Source organism: Actinophytocola xinjiangensis (assembly GCF_001921215.1).
GTDB lineage: Bacteria > Actinomycetota > Actinomycetes > Mycobacteriales > Pseudonocardiaceae > Actinophytocola > Actinophytocola xinjiangensis.
On the sequence record NZ_MSIF01000003.1, the window covers coordinates 30,861 to 48,110 of the forward strand.

At 73.9% G+C, this 17,250-nt stretch carries 6 protein-coding genes; 1 reads left to right on the forward strand and 5 read right to left on the reverse strand.

The window, feature by feature from the left end:
* Nucleotides 1-69: 69 nt before the first annotated feature.
* Nucleotides 70-930 (reverse strand): SGNH/GDSL hydrolase family protein, encoded by an 861-nt coding sequence (locus tag BLA60_RS08060; RefSeq protein WP_075132167.1) that lies wholly within the window; start codon nucleotides 928-930, stop codon nucleotides 70-72.
* Between the two features lie 86 nt (nucleotides 931-1,016).
* Nucleotides 1,017-1,733, reverse strand: coding sequence for a DUF981 family protein (locus BLA60_RS08065; protein ID WP_075132168.1), 717 nt, complete (start codon nucleotides 1,731-1,733; stop codon nucleotides 1,017-1,019).
* 233 nt (nucleotides 1,734-1,966) lie between these two features.
* Here BLA60_RS08065 and BLA60_RS08070 point away from each other — a divergent pair, with 233 nt between their 5' ends.
* Entirely contained in the window at nucleotides 1,967-2,617 is a 651-nt protein-coding gene (locus BLA60_RS08070; RefSeq protein ID WP_075132169.1) for a C39 family peptidase, read from the forward strand.
* Here the strand turns inward: BLA60_RS08070 and BLA60_RS08075 are convergent.
* The 3 genes from BLA60_RS08075 to BLA60_RS08085 are packed head-to-tail and all read right to left on the reverse strand — an operon-like array spanning nucleotide 2,605 to nucleotide 17,233.
* Nucleotides 2,605-3,627 carry a TIGR03617 family F420-dependent LLM class oxidoreductase gene (locus BLA60_RS08075; protein WP_075132170.1) on the reverse strand — a complete coding sequence of 341 codons (1,023 nt, stop codon included), beginning with the start codon at nucleotides 3,625-3,627 and terminating at the stop codon, nucleotides 2,605-2,607. The genes BLA60_RS08070 and BLA60_RS08075 overlap by 13 nt on opposite strands.
* Nucleotides 3,624-11,087: a non-ribosomal peptide synthetase gene (locus BLA60_RS08080; RefSeq protein WP_075132171.1), complete on the reverse strand. Its 7,464-nt coding sequence runs from the start codon at nucleotides 11,085-11,087 to the stop codon at nucleotides 3,624-3,626. The genes BLA60_RS08075 and BLA60_RS08080 overlap by 4 nt, the downstream gene beginning before the upstream one ends.
* Nucleotides 11,084-17,233 carry a type I polyketide synthase gene (locus tag BLA60_RS08085; RefSeq protein WP_084734748.1) on the reverse strand — a complete coding sequence of 2,050 codons (6,150 nt, stop codon included), beginning with the start codon at nucleotides 17,231-17,233 and terminating at the stop codon, nucleotides 11,084-11,086. Before BLA60_RS08085 ends, BLA60_RS08080 begins: the two co-directional genes overlap by 4 nt.
* Nucleotides 17,234-17,250 lie beyond the last annotated feature (17 nt).

The following is a 17,250-nucleotide window of genomic DNA, read 5'->3' on the forward strand; positions in this document are numbered from 1 at the left end:
GGAACTCGCGACCCTGACGCCGATCGTGGAATGCCGGCCAGGCATTCTGATCAGGAATTCAGTGGACAGTCAGCGAACGGCGGCCGTGACGACGTCCGCCATTCCGGCCATTCCCCGGGCGTTCGGGTGCAGCGGCGCGGCGACGTTGCCGGGAATGAACGGCTCGGTCCAGCGCACCGACGACGACGCGCACACGTCCTTGCCGATGCCGGGGGTGCGGATGTCGACGTAGGTCGCGCCGTGGGCGGCGGCCGCGTCGGCCAGGACCTGGTTCAGCTGGTCGATCTTGGCCTGGATGTAGTTGGCGTCCCGCGCCCAGACCTGGACCTTCGGGTAGCAGCCGTCGGGCCGCAGGTAGGTGGTGTAGCCGACGACGAACACCCGCGCGGCCGGCGCCCGCTGGTGGATGCCGTCGAGCACGGCGGCGACCTTCGGGCCGACGGCGGCGACCCGCTCGCCGTAGACGTCCCCGCCGCCGGCGGTGTTGGTCTCCTCGCAGGAGGTGCCGATCGGGTCGGGCAGCAGGTTCAGGCACGACTCCGCCAGGCCGACCAGTCCGGCGTCGTTGCCACCGATGTGCAGGGTCACCAGGGTCGTGTCGGCGGACAGGGCGTCGAACTGCGGTGGCACGTCACCGAAGTCGGTGCCCTGGGAGTTGGTCATGTCGCGGGTGTCCGCGCCGGAGCAGGTCACGTCGGTGATCGGCGCGCCGATGTCCTCGGCCACCAGCTTCGGGTAGTTGATGTTCGACCGGTAGCAGCCGGGTTCGGACAGGTCGGGCGGCAGGATCAGCGGACCGGACGCCGCCGAGTCGCCGAGGGCGACGTAGGACGGGGCGGCGGCTGTGGCGGTGCCGGCCGGCAGTACGGCGGCGAGCAGGCCGACGAGCAGGGGTAGGACCAACCGGCGCACCGGTCGTGTGGTCTTCATCGACACACCTCCAGGAGCAGGGAACGTGAACGAGTGTCATATTCATCTGCCGGTGTGTCCATCACCCACAAGGAGGCTTCGCCGCGCTACATGGTGTTGACGATCAACCCGATGTGCGTGAAGTAGTTCATCGCGCCGAACAACAGGAACGCCAGACCCGCCAGGCCCCAGACGATCCGCAGCGCGCTCAGCACACCGCCGCCGGTGGGCCGCAGCGCGAACGGGAACAGCACGGCGCCGACGCCCACCAGCGCGTAGAGCCCGGAGATGAAGATCGCCTCGACCAGTGGGTAGTCGGCGAACGCCCCGGAGATCGGCTCCTGCGGCGGCGCGGCGAACAGCTCGTAGCCCACCCCGGCCGCCGCGATGCCGAACGACGCCAGCCCCAGACCGACCACGAACACCGACATCGGCGCCGCCAGCTGGGCCAGCGCCGCGCCGGGATCGGTCGACTCCAGCAGCTCGGCTCCGCGCTTCCACAGGTACAACGCCGCCGCGAGCATCAGCACGCCGAAGGCCAGGCTCGGCTCACCGAAGATGATGTTGTCGAACGGGAAGCCGCCGGCGGCCAGCGGCCAGGTCAGCGTCATGTGCAGGCCGGTGGTCGTGAGGATGAACCCCGGCACGGCGAACGCCAGCGCCCAGCCCTCCGGACGCCACGGCCGGCCGGCGATGATCAGGCCGGCGAGGCGCACGACCAGCAGCAGACCGGTACCGGCGGCCACCGACATGATCGTGTTGTAGGTGGGCATCGACGCCCAGTCGATCTTCAGATCCTGGGCGGCCAACAGGTTCGCACGCATGGTTCCGGAACGTAGCCACCGACATGCCGTGCGTCACCGTGAACACGACCGATCCGGCCCATGATGACCGGAACGGGTGGTTATGGCGCACCTGCGCCCTGGCTCAGGTGCGCCTCGCCGGTCCGACGAAAGTAGCTGGTCCGCCAGCCACGAACCCTGTCACCATCGCGTGGAGTAATCACGATACTCCGGAGCGTCGGAACCGATGGTCCGGAGCGTCGGGAGGAGGCACCATGTCCAGGACCAGACCCCTTGCCGCGGCGGCGATCGCCGTCGCGCTGGTCGTCCCGCCGCTCGTCCTCGCGCCGGTCAGCGTGGCCGAACCCAGACCGGCACCGGTGGCGCCGAGCGCCAAGCCGGCCACCGTCACGCCGGCCGGTGAACACGTCCTGCAAGTCGACTACCAGGTCCAGGAGACCGGCTACTGGTGCGGCCCGGCCGCCACCCGGATCGCGCTGTCCGCGCGCGGGGTCTACCGCAGCCAGGCGTCGCTGGCCGCCGAACTCGGCACGCACACCGGTGGCACCGACTGGATCGGCCAGGTCACCCGCGTCCTGGGTGGCTACGTCGGCTGGTACGAGACCAAGGAGATGCCCAACGACCCGCCGACGCAGGCGCAGAAGGACCTGCTGTGGCGCGACATCGTGCTGGACATCGACAACGGGTACCCGATCGTGGCCAACATCGTCGCGCCGCCGGGGAACCAGCCGCCCGGCTACCCGCCCGGCCAGACGATCTACCACTACTTCACCGTGATCGGCTACAACGACGTCAACCGCACCGTGCTGATCGCCGACCCGGCGTCGTTCAGCGGCAACCAGATCTACTGGTTGACCTTCGACCAGCTGGCTTCCCTGATCCCGCCCAAGGGCTACAGCGCCTGACCCGCCCGCAGGGACGCGAGGGTGTGCGTCCACCGGGCGGGGTCGATCGGGTCGGTGCTGGTGAGACCGACCCGATCGGCGATGTCGCCGTAGCGGGTGGTCAGCTGGTCGGCCACCTCGTCGGGCGTGCCGACCACGGCGAAGGTGTGCAGCACCTCGTCGTCGATCAGCGCGGTCATCTCGTCCCACCGGCCCAGCACCGACAGCTCGTAGAGGGTCTCGTGCAGGTCCGCCCAGCCGTGCAGGCGGAAGACCGGGCGGTAGGTCGCGGTCGACCCGAAGAACGCGACCCGCTGGCGGGCCGAGGTGATCGCGGCGTCGAGCTCGGCCGGGCTCGAGCCGACGGCCGACACCAGCGCGCAGCTGATCCCGAAGCCGGCCATCGTCGCGCCCGCCCTGGCGCGGCCGCGTTCCAGCGCCGGCATGGTGACCTCGCGCAGGTAGCGCTCGGTGGTGGCCGGGCTGGTCACCAGGCCCTCGGCGACCTCACCGGCGACCTCGGTCATCGTCGGGCCGACGGCGGCGAGGTAGATCTTCGGGTTGCCGTACGGGTTCGGGCCGGGGGCGAACATCGGCGTCATCAGGTTGTGCGTGTAGTGCTCGCCGGCGAAGTCGAGCCGCTCGCCGGTCTCCCAGGACCGCCAGATCGCCCGCACGGCCAGCACGAACTCCCGCAGCCGCGAGGCCGGGTCGGCCCACGGCATGCCGAACCGGCGGGTGATGTGCGCCTCGACCTGGGTGCCCAGGCCGAGCACGAACCGCCCGCCGCACAACTCGTGCAGGTCGTTGGCCTGCATGGCGACGGTCATCGGGTTGCGGGCGAAGGCGATGGCCACCGAGGTCATCAGCTCGACCCGGGAGGTCCGGCCGGCCGCGGCGGTCAGCAGCAGGAACGGGTCGAACCGGGTCTCGGCCACCAGCGCGCCGTCGAACCCCGCGCGTTCGGTCTCGACGATGGCCTCCACGGCCCGGTCGATGGTCTCGGCGTGCTCACCGAAGTCGATCCTCATGCCGCCACCTCGTTCCTTCCCTGGGCGGCGACCGTGATCGCCTCGCCCACCGGATCGTCCGCGATCGCCGTCACCAGCCCGTGCCGGACCGCCTCGGCCGCCCGGACCACGGGTTCGCCCGGCGCGCCGAACAGGGCGGTCGGGCCGGCGATCCGGTGGTCACAGGCGAGGGCGAGTTCCCGTCCCGCGCCCAGCGCCGGGCCGGTGACCGCGGCGACGGTCACCGCCCCGAGCCGGCGCAGCGCGGCGAGGGCCGGCGCCAGCAGCCCGGCCGGTTCACCGATGTCGGCGCCGACGCTGAAGCCCTGACCGGCGCCGGTCAGCACGACCGCCGACACGGTGTCGTCTGCGGCGAGCGCGGTGAGGGTCCCGGTCAGCTCGGCGGCCAGGGCGCGGTCGATCCCGTTGAGGGTGCCGGCGCGGTCCAGGGTCACCAGCGCGACCCCGGCGGCCGGGCGGTCGACCCGCACGAGCGGCGGCCGGCGCAACGCGGCGGCGATCTGTTCGCCGACCCGCCGCAGGTGCGGTTCGGTCATCATCGTGAAGTGGTCGCCGGGGACCTCGACGGTCCGGACCCGGCCGGTGGACAGTCGCGTCGCGGACGGCCGCAGCGCGCCGGCCAGGATCTCCGGCAGCGGCCCGGCGGCGTTGACCACGGCGACGTCGACCGGCACCGGACGTGGTTGGTACCCGGAACCGGCCGCCAGGGCGGCGGAGAACACACCGAACAGCCGGCGCACCAGGTTCAGCGACGCGCCGGCCGGCAGCACACCGGCCGCGACCGCCTGGTCCAGGACGAACCGCAGTCGACCCTCCTCGGTGTCCACATCGGACGGAATGGCGACCGGTGTGGCGTCCCACCGGTGCAGCAGCTCCCGGAGGAACCAGGTGTGCGCCAGGTCGGCCGTGGACTCCGAGGCCCGCACGTGCAGCGGGTCGACGAACACCAGCCGCTCGACCCGCTGGCCGGCGGCCACCAGCAGGTGGGTCATCTCGGCGGCGATCGTCGCACCGAGCGACCAGCCGCCGAGGTGGTAGGGCCCGTCGGGCTGGACCCGCCGGATCGCGTCGACGTAGTCGCGCGCCATGTCGGCGAACGACGTGCGCGGGCGGGTGCCGGGGTCGATCCCGGCGGCCTGCAACCCGTACAGCGGCCGGTCCGGCAGGTACCGGGCGAGCCCGACGTAGGGCAGCACGCTGCCGCCGATCGGGTGCACCAGGAACAACGGCGGCCCGGTGCCCTCGGTGCGCAGCGGCACCAGCGGGTCGGGTGCCGCGCGGACCTCGCCGAGCTGGGCGGCCAGGCCGGCGACGGTCGGCGCGGCGGTCAGCCCGGCGATCGACAGCTCGACACCGAACCGCTTCTCCACGGTCACCACCAGCCGCATGGCGCTCAGCGACGTTCCACCGACGGCGAAGAAGTCGTCGTGCACGCCGACCCGGTCGACGCCCAGGACCTCCGAGACGATGTCGGCGATCGCCCGCTCGGCCGGGTCGCGCGGCGCGACGTAGGGCGGCCGTCCGGTGTCGGCCGGCCGGCGGGCGGCCAGAACGGCGTCGGCCCGCTTGCCGCTGGGGGTCAGCGGCAGGGCGTCGAGCCACTCCAGGTACTTGGGGTTGAGGTGCTCGGGCAGCCGGGCACGCAGCGCGTCGCGCAACGCGGCCAGGTCGACGGCGTCGCGGTCGCCGACCAGGTACGCGGTCAGGTAGCCGTCGCCGTCGGCCGCGGTGGCGCCGCCGGCCGCCCGCACGACGACCGCCGCCTCACGGACCGCCGGGGCCAGATCGAGGATCGCCAGTTCCACCTCGGCCGGCTCCACCCGGAACCCGCGCACCTTGACCTGCCGGTCGATCCGGCCGTCACACACGACCGCGCCGCCGGGCAGGCGCCGACCGAGGTCACCGGTGCGGACCAGGCGGGCGCCGGGCGGGCCGTACGGGTCGCGGACGAACCGTTCGGCGGTGAGGTCGGGGCGACCCTCGTAGCCATCGGCCAGGCTGTTGCCGCCGAGGAAGATCTCGCCGGGGACGCCGTCGGGCACCGGCCGCAGCCGCTCGTCGAGCACCCGCACGACCGCGCCGTCGACCGGGTGGCCGATCGGTGGCAGCTCCGGGTAGCCGTCCGGGTCACCATCCATCGTGTACGCGGTGACCAGGTGGGTCTCGGTCAGGCCGTACTGGTTCTCCAGGATCGGGTCGGTCATTCCCTTGCACAGCGCGCGGATCTCGTCGGTCACCCGCAGCTGCTCACCGGCCGGGGCGATGATCCGCAGCGCGCGCGGGCGCAGCGACAGGCGTTGCGCGGTGACCGCGAGCTGTTGCAGTGCCACGTAGGGCAGGAACATCCGCTCCACCCCGGCCCGGTCGAGCATCCCGAGCAGCCGCACCGGGTCCCGACGGTCCTGTTCGGACACCAGGTGCAGCGTGCCGCCGCCGCAGAGGGTGGCGTAGACCTCCTGGAAGAACACGTCGAACGACGGCGGGGCGTACTGCACGGTGTGCGGCGCGCGGCCCTCGATCCGGCCGCTGGAGGCCGCCAGCTGCCAGGTCACCATGTTCGCCAGCGCGCGGTGGGGCAGCGCGACGCCCTTGGGCCGGCCGGTGGACCCGGAGGTGAACAGGACGTAGGCGGTGTCGGCCAGCGCGGGTGGTTCGGTGTCGGACGGCGCCGGGCCGGTCAGGGCGTCGGTGACCGGGAGGACGGTCGCCGGGTCGGTCACCAGGTGCGCGTGCCGCGGGGCGACGACCACGCGGAAGGGCCGGGCCTGGTCCTGCAGGTCGGCCAGCCGGCTCGCCGGGTAGGTGAGGTCCAGCGGGACGCAGGCCGCGCCGGCCAGCGCGATCCCGATGACCGTGGCGACCGCCTCCGGTGACCGTTCGAGCGCGACGCCGATCCGGCAACCCCGTGGGGCGCCCAGGGATCGCAGGGTGTGCGCGACCCGGCCGGCGGCCTCGTGCAGCGTGCGGTAGTCCCACCGGCGGTCGCCGTCGACCACGGCGACCGCGTCCGGGGTGCGGCCGGCCTGCCGGGCGAACAGGGTGACCACGTGCGGCGGGTCGGCCAGCGGTTCGGCGGCCGGCGGGGTCGCCAGTACGCCGAGGTCGACCTGGTCGTCCGGCTTGCGCACCACCAGCCCCAGGATGTCCACATAGGACTCGGCGATGAGGTCGGCCTGGCCGGGGGTGATCACCGCCGGGTCGCCGTCCACGCGCAGCGCCAACCCACCGGTACGCGGGTCGACGGCGGCGGTGACGGCCAGCAGGAAGTTGGTCTCCTCGTGGGCCTCGACACCCAGCAGCTCGATCCCGGCGGCCCGCAGCTGGTGGAAGTCGACGTAGTTGAACGAGGTCTCCAGCACCGGATCGCCGCCCAGATCGTCCTGGATCGCGCTCAACGGGTACTGGTGGTGCCGGGCCGAGGCGCGTTCCTGGGCGGCGACCCGCTCGGCGAGCCCGCCCCAGGTCACCGACTCCGTGCCGACCCGCAGCGGCATCGTGTTCAGGTACAGGCCCACCGCGCGGTCCGCACCCGCCCGGGCGGGGCGGGCGTGGCTCACCAGGCCGGTGGTCAGGTCGGTCTCGCCGGAGAACAGGCGCAGCGTGAGACAGTGCGCGGCCAGCAGCACCGACTTCACCGGCAGGCCGCGCCCGGCGGCGAACGCCGTCAGGTCGGCGTGCAGGGCGGGCGGCAGGTCCCGCCACACCGAGGTGCGGCCGGCGGCCGCGCGGGGCTCGTGGCGGCGGAACCCGGGCAGGGTGGTCGCCCGCGAACCGGCCAGCAGCTCCCGCCAGTACTCCCGGCTGGGTTCCGAGGCCAGCGCGGCCCGTTCGGCGGCGACGAACTCGGCGTAGCCGGGCGGCTCGACGGCCGGTTCGGCGGGGACGTCGTGGCCGAGGCGGCGGCGGTAGTCGGTGAGCAGGTCCGCGAGCAGCGTCGCCAGGCTCCAGCCGTCGAACAGGGCGTGGTGGAAGGCGATCACCAGGTCGACGGTGTCCCCGTGCGGCCGGACCCGCACGTGGAACAGCGGGGCGCGGTCGAGCCGGTAGTCCCGGCGCCGCCAGCGTTCGACGTGCGCGTCGACGGTGTCCGCGCCGTCGATCTCCAGCGGCGGCGCGACGTCGTGGTGCACGAGCTGCAACGGTTCGGTCAGGTCACCGAGCCGGAACGAGGTCCGCAGCGCGGGATGCCGGGCGACGAGCGCGGCGAACGCGGCGCGGAAGGTGTCCTCGTGCCAGTCCAGCCGCAGCCGGTAGCGGAACACGTCGCGGTAGCGGGTCGAGCCGTCGTGCTCGCGGCTGTGGAACAACATGCCCAGCTGGAGGCGGGTCACCGGGTAGGCGTCGGCCGCGTGCGCGACCTTGGGCCGGTCGACCCCGGCGACCAGCGCGAACGGGGCCAGGCCGGGCGCCGGGGACACCGGGGCGGACCGGCCGGCGAGGACCTCGGCGAGACCGTCGACCGTGGGGTGCTCGGCGACGTCGTGCGGTCGCAGGTCCAGCCCGTGGCGCTCGGCCAGCGCGCACACCCGCAGCACCAGGATCGAGTCGCCGCCCAGGGCGTAGTAGTTGTCGTGGAGCCCGACCTGGTCGACCTCCAGGACCTCGGCGAGGATCCCGGCCAGCGTCGCCCGCGTGCCGGTGGCCGGCGCCGGGGTCCGCCCCGGAGCCGCCGGCAGCGCCGCCCGGTCGACCTTTCCGTTGGGGGACAGCGGGATACGGTCGATCCGGTGGAACCGCGCGGGGATCATGTAGCCGGGCAACCGCTGCGCCAGGTGCGCCCGCAGGTCCTCGACCGGCAGGTCGTGGCCGGCGACGTAGTGCGCGACCAGGTGGGTGCCCCGCTCCGGTGAGCTGACGTCGACGACCACCACGTCGCGCAGGTCCGGCAGCGCCGCCAGGGCGTGCTCGACCTCGCCCAGCTCGACCCGGTTCCCTCGGATCTTGACCTGCCGGTCGAGACGCCCGAGGTACTCCAGCTCACCCGAGGCCAGCCAGCGCGCCAGGTCCCCGGTGCGGTACATCCGACCGGGGTGGAACGGATCGTCGACGAACCTCCGCGCCGTCAGCTCCGGCCGGTCGAGGTAGCCCCGCGCCACGCCCACGCCCGCCACGCACAGCTCCCCCGCGACGCCGACGGGCTGCGGCAGACCACCGGGATCCAGGACGTAGACCCGGGTGTTGTCGATCGGGCGGCCGATCGGCACGCGTTCACCGCCGGGCGCGCACTCGTGGTAGGTGACGTCGACGGTCGTCTCGGTCGGCCCGTACAGGTTCACCAGTCTCGGGCGGTGGCCCGCGGTGACCCGGTCGAACCGCTCGACCAGCCGCGCCGGCAACGCCTCGCCACTGCAGAACACCGCGCGCAGGGTGCGGATCCGGGCGAGGAGGTCGGGCCGGCGCTCCAGCAGGTCGAGCACCGGCTCCAGCATGGCCGGCACGAAGTGCACGACCGTCACGCCGTGCGCGGCGATCCGGTCCAGGATCGCCAGCGGGTCGTTCTCCGCGCCGGGCGGCAGCAACGCGACACCCGCACCCTCGACCGCCCACCAGAACAGCTCCCACACCGACACGTCGAACGAACTGGGGGTCTTGTGCAGGACCACGTCGTCCGGGCCCAGCGGGGTGAACCGCTGCATCCACGCCAGCCGGTTGACCACCGAGCGGTGCTCGACCAGCACGCCCTTGGGCCGGCCGGTGGAGCCGGAGGTGTAGATGACGTAGGCCAGGTCGCGCGCGGTCGCCGTCGGCTCCGGCGCGGTCGCCGGCTCGTCCCGGGGCGCGTCGACGTCGATCACGGTGGTGCCCGGCGGGACGGCGGCCGGCGGGTCGCCCCGGACCAGCAGCACGCCGGCCCGGCTGTCGGCCAGCAGGAACTCGATCCGCTCGGCCGGGTGACCGGGGTCGACGGGCACGTAGGCACCGCCGGCCGTCAGCGTCGCGAGCAGGGCCACCAGCAGCTCCGGACCGCGTTCGATCGCCACCGCGACCCGCTCCCCCGGCCGGATCCCGGTGGCGCGCAGGGCGTGCGCCAGCTGGTTGGCCCGCCGGCCCAGCTCGGCGTAGGTCAGGGCCCCGCCCTGCCAGGCCACGGCCACGCGCTCGGGATGGGCGGCGACCCGCTGGGCGAACAGGCCGTGCACGGTCTCGGTGTCCCGGTAGGCGACGGTGGTCCGGTTGCGCTCCACGACCAGGTCGTGGTGTTCGGCGGGGGTCAGCATCGGCAGCCGGGACAGCGGCTCGTCCGGGCGGTCGAGCCCGGCGAGCAGCAGCGCCATCAGGTGCCGGCCGACGGACTCGATCGGCAGGTCGTCGTCGAACACGGCCGGGTCGTGGTCCAGCTCGACGACGACGTCGTCGGCGCGGCCGTACTCCCGCACGGCGATCGCCAGCGGGTAGGGGGTGTGGCCGTGCGGCCAGCCCTGCCACTGGTCGACGGCGTCGAGCAGGCCGTCGAGCAGGCCGTCGAGCAGGCCGTCGGGCATCCGGGTGAACGTGACGGTGACGTCGAACAGCTGGCGGGTGCGCAGTGCACGCAGCAGGTCGCCCAGCGCGACCCGCTCGTGTTCCTTGGCGGCCAGGACCTGGTGCTGGGCCTGCCCCACGAGCTCGGCCATCGACGCGGCGGCCGAGGGCGCCAGCCGGACCGGCACGGTGTTGGCGAGGTTCCCGACGACCCGCGCGTCCCGGGGATCGGCGCGGTTGTCGAACGGAATGCCGACGACGACCTCCCCGGCGGAGTGCACCCGGCCGAGGTAGGTCGCGACCGCCGCGACCAGGTGGGCGTAGAACGTGTGCTCCCCGGCGGCGAACCGGTCCAACGTCGCCCGGTCGATGGTGAACGTGTGCCGCCCGGGCGGTTCTCCGTTCGCCCGCCGGGTGAACAGCGCCGGCACCACACCGTCCATCGCGGACTTCAGGGCCTCGGCCGAGCCGGCCCACTCCGGCGAGTTCCGCGACTCCCGCTCCCGCCCGACGTGATCGAGGAAGGACCCGTCCGGATCGGCCCCCGACAACAGCTCCGCGAGGGCGACGAACAGGGCCGTGCCGTCAACCTGAAGGTGGTGGGCCCGGAGGAACAGGTAGGTCACCGCCGCGTCCCGCACGACGACGGCCGCGCGGCAGATCTGCCCGGCGGTCAGGTCGACCGGCTCGAGGGCGCGCTCGTCCATCCAGGCGGTGCAGGCGGCCTCCGGGTCGGCCGCCCCCGACAGGTCCACCACCTCGACCGGCCCGGGCTCGGTGTCCACCCACTGGTAGGGGACGCCGTCGTCGACCCCGAACCGCAGGCGCAGCGCGTCGTGGCGGGCGAGCATCCGCCGGGCCGCGCCGGCCAGCGCGTCGGCGTCGACCGCCCCGGTGAAACGCAACCGGCCGGCGACGTTGTAGCTGGGCCGGCCGGGGAAGGCGGCGCAGGCGGTCCAGAGGTCGCGCTGGTAGGCGGTCAGCGGGGTGCGGGTCACCGGGCGCCTCCGTTGCCGGCCTGCTCGTGGAGACCGGAGGCGAGTTCGGTGACCGAGCGGCCACTGAGCATCCGGGTGATCGGTACCAGCAGGCCGGTCGCCTCCCGGACCCTGGAGCGAACCTGGCCGGCCATCAACGAGTCGAAGCCCATGGTGTTGAGCGGGGCGGTCACATCGAGGTCGTGGGTCGACATGCCCATGACCGAGGCCACCGCGTCAGCCAGCACGACGGACAGGTCCCGCGCCGGTGCGGTGGCAGGCGTCGCCTCCTCCGCGCGGACCGGTCGAGGCGACGCCGGTGGTGCCGCCACGGGCCGGGCCGGCGGCGCCGGCTTCGGGATCGTCCGAGGCGAACCCGCCGACCGCCTCGGCGGTGCGGGCGGTGGCACCGGCCTCGTGGTGGCGACCGCCGTGGGCAGGCTCTCCGAAGCCGCGGGCGACGGGGCCGTCCACGTCGGCGGGGCCGCGCGACGCACCGGCGTCGGAGCGGTGAGCAGGTCGCGGAGCAGCGGGTTGCGGGCGAGGTCGGGTTCGGCGGCGCAGCGGGGCCAGTCGGCGGCGACGACCGTGGCCTGGACGGCGCCGCGGGTCAGCAGGGTGTGCAGGGCGGGCATGGCCTCCTCGGGGCCGAAGGCTGACATGCCGGTGGGCACGACCGACTCGCCGCGCGCGGCCTCCAGGCGCACGACCATGCCGGCGCCCGACCAGTAGCCCCAGTTCACGCTGGTCGCGGGGAGGCCGGCGAGGCGCCGGTGGTGGGCCAGCCCGTCGAGATAGGCGTTGGCCGCCGCGTACGCGCTGGTGTGCGCCGACCCGAACACCGACGTGCCGGACGAGTACAGCACGAAGAAGTCCAGCGGCTGCCCGAGCGTCGCCCGGTGCACGGCCCAGCCGCCGGCGACCTTCGGTGCCAGCATGGCGTCGAGGTGCCCGGGCGTGTACTCGTCGAACGCGGCGAAGTCGAGCACGCCCGCCGCGTGGATCACACCGCGGACCGGGGGCAGCCCGGACTCGGCCAGCAGCGACCGCAGCGCGTCCTCGTCGGTGACGTCGGCCCGCGCGTAGGTGATCCGCGGGTCGGGCGCGGTGGCCGCCGACCGCCCGACGGCGAGCACGTGCCCGGCGCCGTTGTCCAGCAACCACCGGCACGCGTACCCGCCGAGACCGCCGAGTCCGCCGGTGACCAGATAGGTCCCGTCGGGACGGATCGCGAACCGGGCGGCCGGGTCGCCGCCCCGGGTTTGGCCGGGGATCGCCCCGAGCAGTCCCGCGTCGAGCAGGGCCAGCACCCGCCGCAGGGCCGTGGCGGTCTCGTCCGGCCGGGCGTGGGCGAACGCCGCCAACTCCGGCGCGGTGACCCCGGTTCCGCCGGGGGCGAGCACCGCCGGAACCGGCTCCCCCGGCCGCGTGACGAGCACGACGTCGACCCCGCGCCCCCGGGTCTGCGCCAGGACATCGCCGGTGACCGTCGACTCGCCGCCGACCTGACGCAACCCCGCCATCCCCAGCAGGGCCCGCCGGTCCGGGTCGTCGTCCGTCGCGTACACCTCGGCATCGAGGTGCCGGGCGTACTGGACCGCCGCCAGCCCGACCGGCCCGGACGCCGGGTGGATCAGCACCCGCCCGCCGGCCCGCAACTCCCGCAGACCCAGGTACGCGACAAGGTGCGCCCCCAACGACACCACGGCCTCCGCCAGCCCCAGCCGCCCCGGTGCGGCGAACACCAGCCGGGCGTCGGCGACCGGGCCCTGCGCCACCGCCACCACGGTGTCCCCGACCGTCACCCCGGCCACTCCCGCTCCCAGCGCGACCACGGTGCCGCCACACACACCGGACGCGACGTGCGCGACGTCGACCGCCACCTGTCCCGGCCCCGGATCGCCCTGCCCGGTGTGCCGGGCAGCCGTCACGCCACGCACCAACCTGGCAACATGCCGCCCCGTGGCGCGCAGGGCGATCTGGTTCTCCCCGTCGTCGCGGGCGCCGACCTCCCTGGCCAACTGGGCGGCGGTCCGAGTCCCCGCGGCCAGATCGACCAGCACCGTACGGACATCGGCCCGCTCGGCGGCCAGCGACCGCCCCAGTCCCCAGAGCATCGTCTGCGCCGGCACCACGAGTGGGTCACCGTCGAGGCACTGCGCGCCCCGGGTGACCAGCCACAGATCAACCGGCTCCTCGAACGCCGCGACCAACGGCGGAACCGTCCGAACCGCCGAGGCATCGACCGGCCCGGCCGTGTCCAAACCCCACAGGTGCACCACCCCGCACCGCCGGTCGTCCCGCACCCCCAGCACCGCCCGATAATCGGCCGCCGACGCCGGATCGATCTCGTAGTGCCCGCCGCCGAGATCCCGAAACCCGTCCCCCCCGGCAACGGTCACCACGTCGCCCCCCAACCGGGCGGCGAGATCCCACCCGATCCCCCCGTCATCCAGAAACACCACCCACCGGGTGAGACGGGTATCAGGCGAGAGTTGCGGCGCCGACCGCCACCGAACCTCGTGCAACAGCTCGTCCACCGAACCGTCCCTCCCCAACTCCCCCGCGACCCGGCTCGACTCGACAGTCCAGTCCGACCCCTGACCCGATCCCCCGAGCCCGTTCGATTCCACCCACTGCCCCGCTTCCTCGGGCCGGCCCAGGTCATCGGCGCGGTTCGCTCCCGCGAACCCACCCGAATCCCCGGCCTGACCCAGCGGCTCCCCGGGTCGCGCGGTCGGCGTGTCGGTGAGGTCGCGGGACCACAGGCCGCTGATCTCGGCCACCACCACGCCCTCCCGGTCCGTCACCGTGAGGTCCCCGGCGACCGAACCCGGCCGCCCGCCGGGAACCCGCACCGCGCGGCAGCGCAGGCCGGTCGCCGGCACCTCCCGGTACACCCGCAACGAGTCGAAGCCGCCCAGCAGCAGCGAATCGGCGGTGTCGGCGGGCTCGATCACGCCGACCAGTACCTGGAAGCAGGCGTCGAGCAGGGCCGGGTGGAACGTGTGGCTGGGCAACGACTCCACGATCGCCGGTGGTGCGGCCAGGTGGGCGGTCGCCTCGTCGGTCCCACGCCACAGACGGACGATGCCCTGGAACGCGCCCCGCCACTCGTTGCCACCACCGGCGAAACGGCCGTAGAAGTCCGGGCCGGACCAGTGGTCGCGCACGACACCGCGTAGGTAGGCGGCGGCCGTCGCCGGAGCGGCCGGGGTGTGGCGCACGACGGTGCCGGTCGCGTTGGTCACCCAGGGCCGGGTGTCGTCGGGGCGGGAGCTGACGGTCGCCTGGTCGCCGGTGATCTCCACCAGCACGGTCGGGGCGGGGTCCAGGTAGATGGCGTTGTGGAGGACGACGTCGCGGAGTTCCACCGTTCCCCGGTCCCCGCCGAGGGCGGCGTGGAGGAGCTCGGCGTAGGCAGAACCCGGGAGGACAGCGGTTTCCTGGACCCGGTGGTCGCGCAGGTAGGCGTTCGCGGTGAGGTCGAGGCGGCCGGTCCAGCCGCCGGTCCGCGAGCGGGTGAGGCCGGTCAGCAGGGGGTGCGCCGTTGGCGTGTCGGCGAACCAGTGGCGGCTGCGCTGCCACGGGTAGGCGGGAAGGTCCGTGTGGCGACCGGGGTTGATCAGCGCCCAGTCCAGCCGGACACCGGCGAGGTGGGCCTGGCCGACGGCGTGCAGCAGGGTCTCCAGTTCTGGCTCGTCGCGGCGGAGGGAGCCGACGACCGTGCCCTGGCCGGCGTCCTCGACGGTCTCCTCCAGCGCCGGCACCAACACCGGGTGCGGGCTCATCTCCACGAACACCGTCGGCGCCCGGCCGGCCAGCTCCCGGGTCACCGCGCCGAACATGACCGGTTCGCGCAGGTTGCGCACCCAGTACCCGGCGGTCAGCGCGTCGCCGGACACCTCCCGCTGGTCCACAGTGGACATCAAGGGGACGGTGCCGGCGCGGGGGCGCACGCTCTCCAGAGCGGCGAGCAGGTCGGCGCGCAGCTCGTCCATCCTCGGGCTGTGGCTGGCGACGTCGACCTTCACCCGGCGGGCGAACACCTCCCGCCCGGCCAACCCGGCGATGATCTCGTCCAGCGCCCCAGGGTCGCCGGACAGCACGGTCGACCCGGCGCTGTTGCTGACGGCCACCGACACCCGGTCGGCATACGCGCCGATCTCGGCCTCCGCCTGCTCGACGGTCAGCTCCACCGACGCCATCGCGCCCCGGCCGGACACCCTGGTGAGCAGCGCGCTGCGCCGGCAGATCACCGCCGCCCCGTCGGCCAGCGACAACGCGCCGGCCACGCACGCGGCGGCCACCTCGCCCATGCTGTGGCCCACCACGGCATCCGGGCGGACACCCCAGGCCGACCACTGCGCGGCCAACGCCACCTCGACCGCCCACAGCACCGGCTGCACGACGTCCACAGAGGACAACTCGGCGTCCGAGGCCAGCCGTTCGATCGGTGACCAACCCGCCTCGGCGCGCACGGCCGCGTCACACTCGGCCAACGTCGCGGCGAACGCCGGGGCGGTGCGGATCAACTCGCGAGCCATGCCCACCCACTGGGAACCCTGGCCGGGGAAGACGAACACCACCCTCGGCGGGCTGCCCGGCGCGGTCGCGGCGGCCAGACCGCGCGCCGGGGAGCCGGCGAGATACGCGCGCAGCCGCTCGGCGAGTTCGTCGGCGGTGGCGCCGACGGCGGTCAACCGGTGCTCGTGGTGGTCCCGACGGGCGCCGGCGGTGTGACAGATGTCCGGCGCCGCACCGGAGTCCAGCAGACTCGCCGTGGACTCGGCCAGGTCCCGCAGTGCCCGGCGGTCGCGCGCGGAGAGGGTGAGCAGCCGGGCCTGGTCGGGGGCCGTGGCACGCGGCCGCGGCGGCGGCGCCTCGGCGACGACGACGTGCACGTTGGTGCCGGACAGGCCGGTGGAGCTGACGCCCGCGACGGCGCGCCCGTCGGTCGGCCACGGCCGGGCGGTGCGGGCCACCTCGACCGGCAGCGCGTCCCAGTCGAAGGCCGGGTTGAGGTCCTCGGCGTGCAGGCTGACCGGGATGTGCCGGTGCCGCACGCACAGGATGGCCTTGATCAGCCCGGCCATGCCGGCGGCGGCCTCCGCGTGACCGATGTTGGTCTTGACCGACCCCACGGCCAGCGGCCGGTCGCGGCCGGCGCCGATCACCTCGGCGATCGCCGCCAGCTCCACCGGATCCCCGACGGGGGTCCCGGTGCCGTGCGCCTCGACATAGCCGACCTCGGCGGGGTCGATACCGGCGTCGGCGTAGGCCGCGCGCAGCGCCGCCGCCTGACCGGCCTGCGACGGGGTCATCATCGACGCGCCGGTACCGTCGTTGAGCGCTGACGTGCCGAGGATCAGTGCGTGCACCCGGTCGCCGTCGGCCGCCGCGCGGGACAGCGGCTTGAGCACGACGGCGGCGATCCCGTCGCTGCGGACGAACCCGTTGGCCGACGCCGACCCGAACTTGCAGCGCCCGTCGGGGGCCAGCATGTTCGCCTGGGAGTAGGCGATCGAGTCGGCCGGGCCGAGGATCAGGCTGACCCCACCCGCGATGGCCACGTCGCACTCCCCCGCGCGCAGGCTGCGGCAGGCCGTGTGCACCGCCACCAGCGACGACGAGCACGCGGTGTCGACCGAGACGCTCGGGCCGCGCAGGTCGAAGGCGTGGGTGAGCCGACCGGACGCGCCGGAGCCCATGGTGCCCAGACTGGAGTAGACGTCGAGAATGCCCCGGGTGCTCAACAGTTCCCAGTAGGTCCGGGAGATCTGGCCGACGAACGCCCCCGTGCGGCCGAGCGCCTCGCGGGTCAGACCGGCGTCGCGCAGGGCGTCGGCGGTGGTCTCCAGCAGCAGCCGGTGCTGGGGGTCCAGCTGCGCGGCCTCACGCGGCGAGACACGGAAGTAGGCGGCGTCGAACTGGTCGATACCGTCCAGAAATCCCCCACACCGGGTGACGATCTTGCCGGGAGTTTGCGGAGTGGCGTCGTGGAACAGGTTGATGTCAAATCTTTCCGGCGGAACCTCACGAATTCGCTCACCGCCGTCGAGGAGCAGGTTCCATAATTCTCCGGCGTCGCGCGCCCCTGGGAAACGGCAGCCGATCCCGATCACCGCGATCGGCTCGTTGCTCACGGATTCCCTGGCAGCGCCCATGTTCGTCTCCTTCGCCG